The sequence below is a fragment of the Propioniciclava sp. MC1683 genome, assembly GCF_014164675.1.
Lineage (GTDB): Bacteria > Actinomycetota > Actinomycetes > Propionibacteriales > Propionibacteriaceae > Propioniciclava.
The window spans coordinates 142,456-150,754 of record NZ_JACJFX010000004.1; the positions used below are offsets into that span (position 1 = coordinate 142,456).

General features: G+C 73.3%; 10 protein-coding genes. 4 read left to right on the plus strand and 6 right to left on the minus strand.

Annotated elements, in window-relative coordinates:
- Window position 1: 1 nt before the first annotated feature.
- Window positions 2–1,087 carry a hypothetical protein gene (locus H5397_RS03995; protein ID WP_182815015.1) on the minus strand — a complete coding sequence of 362 codons (1,086 nt, stop codon included), beginning with the start codon at window positions 1,085–1,087 and terminating at the stop codon, window positions 2–4.
- Here H5397_RS03995 and H5397_RS04000 point away from each other — a divergent pair.
- On the plus strand, window positions 1,068–1,883 hold the full coding sequence (locus H5397_RS04000; RefSeq protein WP_182815016.1) for a hypothetical protein: 816 nt from the start codon (window positions 1,068–1,070) through the stop codon (window positions 1,881–1,883). The two genes, H5397_RS03995 and H5397_RS04000, sit on opposite strands and share 20 nt — an antisense overlap.
- 553 nt (window positions 1,884–2,436) lie before the next feature.
- On the opposite strand, the gene H5397_RS04005 is transcribed toward H5397_RS04000, so the two are convergent.
- The 3 genes from H5397_RS04005 to H5397_RS04015 are packed head-to-tail and all read right to left on the minus strand — an operon-like array spanning window position 2,437 to window position 4,745.
- The gene (locus H5397_RS04005; protein WP_220491970.1) at window positions 2,437–2,667 is read right to left on the minus strand and encodes a hypothetical protein; all 231 of its coding nucleotides are present in this window, start codon (window positions 2,665–2,667) and stop codon (window positions 2,437–2,439) included.
- A gap of 21 nt (window positions 2,668–2,688) precedes the next feature.
- Complete coding sequence (locus H5397_RS04010; protein ID WP_182815017.1) at window positions 2,689–3,231, minus strand: cysteine hydrolase family protein; 543 nt, start codon at window positions 3,229–3,231, stop codon at window positions 2,689–2,691.
- On the minus strand, window positions 3,228–4,745 hold the full coding sequence (locus H5397_RS04015; RefSeq protein ID WP_182815018.1) for a cytosine permease: 1,518 nt from the start codon (window positions 4,743–4,745) through the stop codon (window positions 3,228–3,230). Before H5397_RS04015 ends, H5397_RS04010 begins: the two co-directional genes overlap by 4 nt.
- Window positions 4,746–4,854: 109 nt before the next feature.
- Here H5397_RS04015 and H5397_RS04020 point away from each other — a divergent pair, with 109 nt between their 5' ends.
- Window positions 4,855–6,048: a CapA family protein gene (locus tag H5397_RS04020; protein ID WP_182815019.1), complete on the plus strand. Its 1,194-nt coding sequence runs from the start codon at window positions 4,855–4,857 to the stop codon at window positions 6,046–6,048.
- Here the strand turns inward: H5397_RS04020 and H5397_RS04025 are convergent.
- Window positions 6,013–6,990, minus strand: coding sequence for a PfkB family carbohydrate kinase (locus H5397_RS04025; protein WP_182815020.1), 978 nt, complete (start codon window positions 6,988–6,990; stop codon window positions 6,013–6,015). The genes H5397_RS04020 and H5397_RS04025 overlap by 36 nt on opposite strands.
- 87 nt (window positions 6,991–7,077) lie before the next feature.
- Between H5397_RS04025 and H5397_RS04030 the strand changes: the two genes are divergently transcribed.
- Together H5397_RS04030 and H5397_RS04035 are read left to right on the plus strand one after the other, a co-directional pair.
- Window positions 7,078–7,557 (plus strand): DUF2975 domain-containing protein, encoded by a 480-nt coding sequence (locus tag H5397_RS04030; protein ID WP_182815021.1) that lies wholly within the window; start codon window positions 7,078–7,080, stop codon window positions 7,555–7,557.
- Window positions 7,557–7,763 (plus strand): helix-turn-helix transcriptional regulator, encoded by a 207-nt coding sequence (locus tag H5397_RS04035; RefSeq protein WP_182815022.1) that lies wholly within the window; start codon window positions 7,557–7,559, stop codon window positions 7,761–7,763. Before H5397_RS04030 ends, H5397_RS04035 begins: the two co-directional genes overlap by 1 nt.
- On the opposite strand, the gene H5397_RS04040 is transcribed toward H5397_RS04035, so the two are convergent.
- Entirely contained in the window at window positions 7,764–8,114 is a 351-nt protein-coding gene (locus H5397_RS04040) for a DUF2200 domain-containing protein (protein ID WP_182815023.1), read from the minus strand.
- Window positions 8,115–8,299: the final 185 nt, after the last annotated feature.

Sequence of the window (8,299 nt, forward strand, 5' to 3'; positions counted from 1 at the left end):
GTCAGGCCGGGGACGCCCAGGGCTCGGGCGGGTCGTCGGCCACCGCGCGCCCGTCCACCAGGAACGGCCCGGACCAGGACAGGTCCAGGTCGTGGCCCCCGAGGGTGCGGTGCGTGACCCGCACGCCCCACTCGGACGCCTCGCACGTGGGCGTGCCCAGCCGGGCGCAGAAGGCGTCGAACGACCCCGCCGTGGGGGCGTCCGCGACCTGGCACACCCACGCCTCGCCGCAGCCGCGCGGGAGGAGCTCGGCGAGGGCGTCCTGCCCGGAGCGGCGCAGCACCGACCCGCCGGGGGTCCACAGGGCCACGTAGCCGTCGCCGACCCGGGCGGCCGCCCACTCCCCCACGACGCGGTGCTCGTCGAAGCACAGGGTGGCGAACCACGCGTGGGTGCGGCCGGTCGGGTCGTCCTCGGGGAGCCGGTACAGGACGACGAGGGCGTCGCGCAGCTGGCGGACCCGGGGCAGGATCCGCTCCCCGGCCCAGGCGTTGGGGCGCGCCGAGGGGTTGAGCGAGCTGTTCGCCGGGTGCGTGGTGAACACCTGCGCCTCGGGCGAGAGCACCGCCCCCCAGACGTGCTCCTGCAGGCGGGGCAGCCCGGAGCGGTAGTCCTGGGCCGAGCCCAGCAGCACGTGGGGCGTCCGGTACACGCGCAGGTCGGAGGCGTACGGGCGCTCGAGCAGGTCGTGCTCGAAGCGGTAGCGGCCGCGGTTGGCGTGGGCGGTCCAGCGCGGGCCGTCGGGGGGCGCGACGAGGGCGGGGGCGTCCGGGGGCACGACCGGCTGGGTGGCCGTGGCGACCACGACCGCGGGCAGCACGGCGGGGTTGAGCGCGCCCACCCCGAAGCAGGCCCACATGATGCCGGCCGTCTCCTCGAACCGCCCCGAGCGCAGGGTCTGCACGTACGAGCGCCCCTGGGCCCCGCCGTAGATCCCCGCGTGGGACGTCAGGGCCAGCGCACGCACGATGCGGCCGGCGAGCTCGCGGGCGCGGCCGGCCAGGTCGGCGTCGGTCGCGAACTCGGCGAGGGAGACCAGGGCGAGCAGGTCGATGGCGAGGTAGGCGTTGGAGTCGAACTCGGCCATCCCGCCGGCGAGGCGGACGTCCAGCCACGCGGACGCGAGCGCGCGGCCGTGCTCGGTGCGGGCGGCGTCGCCCAGGAACTCCCCCGCCAGCAGCTCGGCGGCGTCGCCCAGGAACTCCCCCGCCAGCAGCTCGGCGGCGTGCCAGACGAGCTGGTGGGAGCAGCCCGACCGCCTCGAAGTCGGCGCAGTCGGCGCGGGCGGCCAGCATGCCGAGGGCGTGGGTGAGGTCGGCCTCGGTGATCGGGTCCGGGCGGCCCAGCGCCCAGCGGGCCAGCGCCGCCCCCACGCCGGTCAGGGACGCCGCGTGCTCGAGCAGCTCGCGGCGCCAGTCGTCCGGGCCGCCCTCGGGGACGGCCCGGTGCCGGGCGGGCAGGCGGGCGTACGACCACGTGCGGTGGAGGGGCAGGCGGGCGGGGTCCTCGGAGGCGACGCCGACGGTCACCTCGCCGAAGCCGGCCAGCTGGGTCGGGCCCTGTACCCCGACCGCGTCGGCACCCGGCAGGTCGACCCACGTCGGCCCCTCGCCCAGCACCACGCGCTGGGACGCCCCGTCGACGGCGACCTCCAGGGCCAGGCCGGCGGGCCCGACGAGGGGCAGCCGGCCGTCGTCGGAGCCCCAGCGGGCCAGGCCGCAGGCCTCGAGCAGCGGCTCGGTGCGGGCCGCGGCGTGCTCGTCGGCCCCCGGCGAGGGCACCACGACCCGCACCGGCAGGCCGAGCACCCGGACCCGCAGGACGTGCCGCACCTCGCGGAAGCCGACCTGCCACGTGACCACGGTGAGCGTCGACGTGCGTGAGGGCAGCGGCACCGGCACGCGCGTGGTGTGGGGCTCCATGTAGGTGAAGGAGTCCGACGACGCGAGCGGGCGCCCGTCCAGGTAGGCGCGCCACGGCCCGGTGGAGGCGATCTCCAGCACACGCGGGTCGGCCTGGTCGACCTCCAGCACGGCCGCCGCGACCCCCAGCCGGTAGGAGGGGGTGAAGCAGAACACGCTCCAGTCGACGAGCCCGTCCTCGCCGGTGTGGTGGCGCAGCCACACGGCGTCGCGGGCCACGGCGTCCGGCCCCGGGACCGTCACCGGGGCGCCGACCGCCACCGCGCCGGCCGGCGGTTCCCCCGGCAGCAGGTGCGCCGCGTGCAACCGGGCCTTGAGCCCGGCGACGTCGGGGCCGTTGGTCAGCACCCAGCGGGCCGAGCCGTCGGGCGGCCCCCACGGCGATCCGTCCGCCGGGAGGTGGTCGGCGAGGTCCTCGCACGGCCACCCCCAGGCGGGCGCGACCAGCCAGTCCCGGATCGTCCCCCGTGCGTCGAGGGTGTGGACCGTGCGGTCGGTGACGGGCACGTCGGGCCTACTTCAGGCCGCTGTTGGCGATGCCGAGCACGATGTAGCACTGCAGGAACCGGAACATGATGATGACCGGCAGCATCGAGACCACGGACATGGCCAGGATGTAGTTGAACGGCACGATCAGCTGGCTGTTGAACTGGGCCAGCGCGACCGGGAGCGTGTACTTCGACTGGTCCGGAACCCCTAGCCACGCAGCGGTGAGCGGCCCTAGGATTGAGGTTTGGCCGTTCACCGAAGATTCATCCGGCCGAGATCAGGCCGTGACCTCCGCGGCCGTCCGCAAGGTCACCTGGGGCGGGTAGAGGCCCATGACCTGCAGGGCCGCCGCGTGGTTCTCGGGGGTCGACCCGGCGCACGCGTCGGCGACGACCGTGATCGTCGCCCCGGCGTCGGCGGCCGGGAGGACGGTCGAGACCACGCAGCAGTCGGTCGACACCCCCGTCACCACGAGCTCGGCCGCCTCCCCCACGATCGGGGCCAGCACGTCCCACTTGCCGAAGGTCGGGGCGTCGACCACGCGCGCGCCCGCGGCGTCCAACCCGTCGACGAGGTCGAAGTACGGGTCGTCGGCCGGCCGGTCGGCGAACGGCCAGGCCTGCATGTAGGCGTCCCAGCTGCCCACCCGGGCGTCCGGCGCCGGGGGAACCCAGCGCGTGATGATCGTCCGGCCGGCGAACCGCGGCAGGAGGTCGTTGATGTGGGCCACGGCGTCGGCCCACATCGGCGAGCCCCAGTCGGAGTCGGGGTCGGCGAAGATCCGCTGCGGGTCGATCACCACCAGCCAGGGGCCGCTCACGCGCGGTCCTCCTGGCGGGCGATGGTGCCGCGGCGGGCGATGAGCGTGACGACGAAGCTGAGCACGAGCGCCAGCAGGACGCCGAGGTTGGCCCACGGCCAGACGCCGTCCCACTGCTCAACACCGTCGACGACGGTGCGGGCGCCCAGGCCGAGCGGCTCGAGCAGGTAGCCCTGCCAGTTGGCCCACGGGGCGTCGCCCGCGAACTGGTTGATCACCAGGCCCCAGCCGATGACCGTCGCGGCGACCATGGTGCCGATGGAGACCCAGTCGAAGGCGCCGTAGCGGCCGCGGGCTTCGAACAGCGCCAGCTCGTCGTAGGGGCGCTTGCGGGTGACGATGTCGGCGATCAGGATGCCGGCCCACGAGGCCATCGGCACGCCGAGGATGAGCAGGAAGCTCTGGAACGGGCCGAGGAAGTTCTCGGCGAAGAACACCACCCAGATGGTGCCGATGGTCAGGATGACGCCGTCGATGGCGGCCGCCGCCGGGCGCGGGATGCGGATGCCCAGGCTGAGCAGCGTCAGGCCCGAGGAGTAGATGCCCAGCACCGCGCCGGAGACCAGGGCGAGCACCGCGGTGATCCAGAACGGGATCAGCACCCAGATGGGCAGGATCGTGGCGAGCGTGCCGATCGGGTCGGCCGCGATGCCCTCGCTGAGGGCGGGGTCGGAGCCCGCGAGCAGCAGGCCGAACGTGACCAAGATGACCGGGGCGATCGAGCCGCCCAGGGTGTTCCAGAAGACGATGGAGCCGTTGGAGGCGTCCCGGTGCTGGTAGCGCGACCAGTCGGCGGCGATGTTGATCCAGCCGAGGCCGAAGCCGGTCATGACCATGGTGAGGGCGCCGAGCAGCTGGCCGGGCGACCCGGACGGCATCGCTTGGACGGCGGCCCAGTCGATGTGGCCGACCGTGAGCACCATGTAGACGATCGTGATCGCGCCGGTGACCCAGGTCAGCACCGACTGCAGCTTCATGATGGTGTGGTAGCCGAGCACGGAGGCGACGACGATGAGCGCGGCCACGGCGACCGCGGCGATGATCTTGGTGGTCGTGCCGCCGCCGAGGCCGAGGCGGTCAAAGACCGTCGCGGTGGCGAGCACGGCCATGATGGCGAGGAACGTCTCCCACCCGATCGACAGGAACCAGCTGACGATGCCGGGCAGCTTCTGCCCGTGGACGCCGAACGCCGCCCGGCTGAGCACCATCGTCGGCACCGAGCCGCGCTTGCCGGCGATCGCGATGATCCCGCACAGCAGGAACGACACCGGGATGCCGATGAGCGCCACGACGAGCGCCTGCCAGAAGGAGACGCCGAAGCCGTAGATGAAGGCGGCGTACCCCATGCCGAAGACCGACACGTTCGCGGCGAACCAGGGCCAGAACAGGTCGCGGGGCTTCGCGGTCCGCTCGGACTCGTCGATGATGTCGATGCCGTTGGTCTCGATGAGGCGGCTCTTCGTGGCTTCGTCGAAGCCCGGGGCCGGCTGCTGCCCCGGCTGTGATGCGGTCATCTCCGCAGTGTCGCACGGGCGAACCGCCCGGATCGCGCAGGAGCACCCGGCGCGCCGGTGCGCCTCCGGGGGTGGGTCAGGGTACCGTGCCGCGCAGGAGGTCTTCCCCATGGCTCCCGTTCTCTTCCTTCGTGCCCTCGCCGCAGCGGGCACCGCCGGCGTCCTCGTGCTCGCCGTCAACGCCGTGGCCACCATCGGACCGGGCAGCTCCGGCTCCGCGCCGGGTGGGATCGTCCCCGCCCTCGCCGACCCGGGCCCCGTCCCCGGCCAGCCACTGGTCGGCGACGACCCGGTCACGATCGCCTTGGCCGGCGACGTCCACTTCGAGAAGCAGCTCGCCCCGGTGGCCGCCGACCCGCAGGGGCTGGCGTCCCTCGCGCCGTACCTGGGCGCCGCCGACCTGACCATCGTCAACCTCGAGTCGGCCGTGACCGACGGGGGCGGGAGACGGATGGCCGGCAAGCAGTTCACCTTCGCGACCCCGCCCTCGGGCCTCACCACGCTCTCCAACGCCGGCGTGGACGTGGTCTCCCTGGCCAACAACCACGGCGTCGACTTCGGCTCCAAGGGCCTGGAGCAGACGCTCGCGGCCCGGGCCGGCTCCCCCGTCGCCATGGTCGGCATCGGGGCGAACGCGGCCGAGGCCTTCGCGCCGTCCGTCCACACGGTCGACGGCATGTCGATCGCCGTGCTGGCGGCCACCCAGCTGCGCGACCACACGACGGTCTACTTCCGCGCCGGTGAGGACAAGGCCGGCGTGGCGAGCATGGAGGACCCCGAGCGGCTGCTGGCCGCCGTGCGCGAGGCGGCCACCACCCACGACGTCGTGGTGGTCGTGCCGCACTGGGGCGTGGAGAAGCAAACGTGCCCCTCCGCCAAGCAGGTCGCCGCAGCGAGGCAGCTGGCGGACGCCGGGGCCGACGTGGTCGTGGGAGGCCACAGCCACCGCGTGATGGGAAGCGGCTGGCTGGGCGACACCTACGTCGGCTATGGGCTGGGCAACTTCGTGTGGTTCCGCAACACGACCTTCCCCGGGCGTTCCACTGGCGTGCTGACCATCGAGGTCGACAAGAGGCAGGTCGCGGCCAAGAGAAAGGCGCTCGCCCAGGGCGAGCCATCGCCCGGCCCCGTGGTCGTCCGGGACGCGTGGCAGCCGCTGTCGATCCCGACCTCCGGCATCCCGGCCCCCGACCCGGAGACGGCGCAGCAGATGCTGGCCGACCGGGAGAAGGCCGTGGCGTGCAGCGGCCTCGACGCCGCCCCGCGCTCAGCGCCCCTGGTCGCCACCGCCCCCGGCCGATAGCCCCGCCAGGAAGGCGTCGATCTCGGACGCCGTGGGTGCGGCCGCCGGGCCCCGGCGGGTGACGGCGATGGCGCCGGCCACGTTGGCCCGCCGGCAGGATTCGACCCAGTCGGTGCCCCGCGCGCGCTCGGCCAGCAGGACGCCCGTGTGCGCGTCGCCGGCCCCGTTGGTGTCGACCGGCTCCTGCGGGAAGCCGGGCACGTCAGTGGTCACGCCGTCGACGGCGACGGCGCACCCGTGGCGTCCGTCGCGGACGACGATGACGATGCCGGGCAGCAGCCCGGCGAGGGCGTCCGCGGCGTCGGCCATGTCCGTGCCCGGGTGGTCGGCGCGCGGGGCGCCGTGGGCGGCGAGCAGGTCGTCCGCCTCCTCCTGGTTGGAGGTCCACACGGTGGTGTGCCGCAACATCACCGCGCGGTGTTCGGGCGGCAGGGCGGCGAAAGACGCGCCGGGGTCGAGGACGACCTCGACGCGGCCGGGAAGAGTGTCGAGCCAGGCCAGCAACGGGGCCCGGGTCGACTCGACCGCCAGCGAGTAGCCGGTCACGCAGACGAGGTCGCCGGCGGCGGGCCCGCTGGCGGCGAGGCTGTCGACGGTGATGCGGCGCTCGGCGCCCAGTGTGGTGACGAACGTCCGTTCGGCGCTGGGTTCGACGAGGACGACGCAGAGCGCGGTGTCGGCGTCCGGGACGGCGGGGGCGGACCAGACAACGCCCTCGGCGTCCAGCGCGGCGCGGATGATGTCGCCGTTGGGCCCTGTCCCGATCGCCCCGGCGTGCACGCAGTCGGCGCCCGAGCGGGCCGCGGCGGCGAGGATGTTCACCGCTCCCCCGGCGTGCTGGTTCCAGTCGACGGCCATCACGTTCTGCCCCCGGCGCGGCAGGGCGGGGATCATCGCGGTGGCGTCCACCAGCGCCTGGCCGGTGTGGATGATGCGAGGCATGGGCCGCAGCGTATCGCGCTGCTGCATATTGTTGCGCGATCGATTCATATCGTTTTACGATGTGTTCACCGAACGAAAGGTGCACCCATGTCCCGCCCCCTGCGCATCGCCCTCTGGGCCCTCATCGTCTCCCTGGCGCTCGGCGTCCTGGTCGTGGCCGGACTGATGCTCCCGCTGGCCGCGTTCCAGGCCGCCGAGTCCTACCCCGAGTACGCCTACCTGGCCTGGCCCTTCCTGCTCTCCTTCTGGGCGGCCTGTGCCGCGGCCCTCGTGGTGCTCGGTGTGGCCGCCCGCCTGGTCGGGCTCGCGGCGTCCGGGCAGCTGCTGAGCCGGGCCACCCAAGGCCCGCTCGCGGTGGCGATCGGCGGGTTCGGCGCGATGGCGGTGGTGTTCCTGGGCCTGAACGGGGTGCTGACGTTCGTCGTGGGGCAGAACCATCCGAGCGTGTTCCTGGCGCTGCTCGGCCTGGGGCTGATCTGCCTGACCGCAGCCCTGGCGCTGGTGGCCGCCAAGGGTCAGGTCGCCCGTGCGTCGGCCCTAGCCGACGAGGTGGAGGCGTTCGTCTGATGATCGAGGTGTCCCTCGACGTGGTGCTGGCCACGCGCAAGATGACGCTCACCGAGCTCTCCGAGCGGGTGGGGATCACGCCCGCCAACCTGTCCAACCTGAAGAACGGCCGCGCCCGCGGCGTCCGGTTCTCGACGCTGGCCGCGATCTGTCGCGAGCTCGACTGCCAGCCCGGCGACCTGTTGACCTACTCCCCGGCCGACTGATCAGGACCGCAGGATCGAGGCCACCTTCTTGCCCTTGGCGAGCTCGTCGACGAGCTTGTCCATCCAGCGGATCCGCTGCATCAGCGGGTCCTCGATCTCCTCGACGCGGTACCCGCAGATGACGCCGGTGATCAGGCCCGCGTTCGGGTTCAGCTTCGGCGCCTGCGCGAAGAACGTCTCCAGGTCGCGCTGGTCGGCGACCGCCTCGGCGATGCCGGCGTCGTCGTAGCCGGTCAGCCACTCCAGCACCGTGTGCAGGTCCGCGACGGTGTACCCCTTCTTCTGCGCCTTGGTGACGTAGTGCGGGTAGATGTCGGCGAACGGGATGCCGAAGATGCGGTGTCGGGTCACGGCGGACAGCCTAGGGCGTGTCGCGTAACTGATTTGGGTGGTTTGGGTCAGGGTTGTCTTTGTGACCAGGAGTCCTCAGTTCAGTGACGAGATGTGGGCGCGGATTGAGCCGTTGATGCCGCGTGGGGGCGCGAAGGGCGGCCGTCCGTGGAATGACCACCGGCGGACGGTGGAGGGCATCTGTT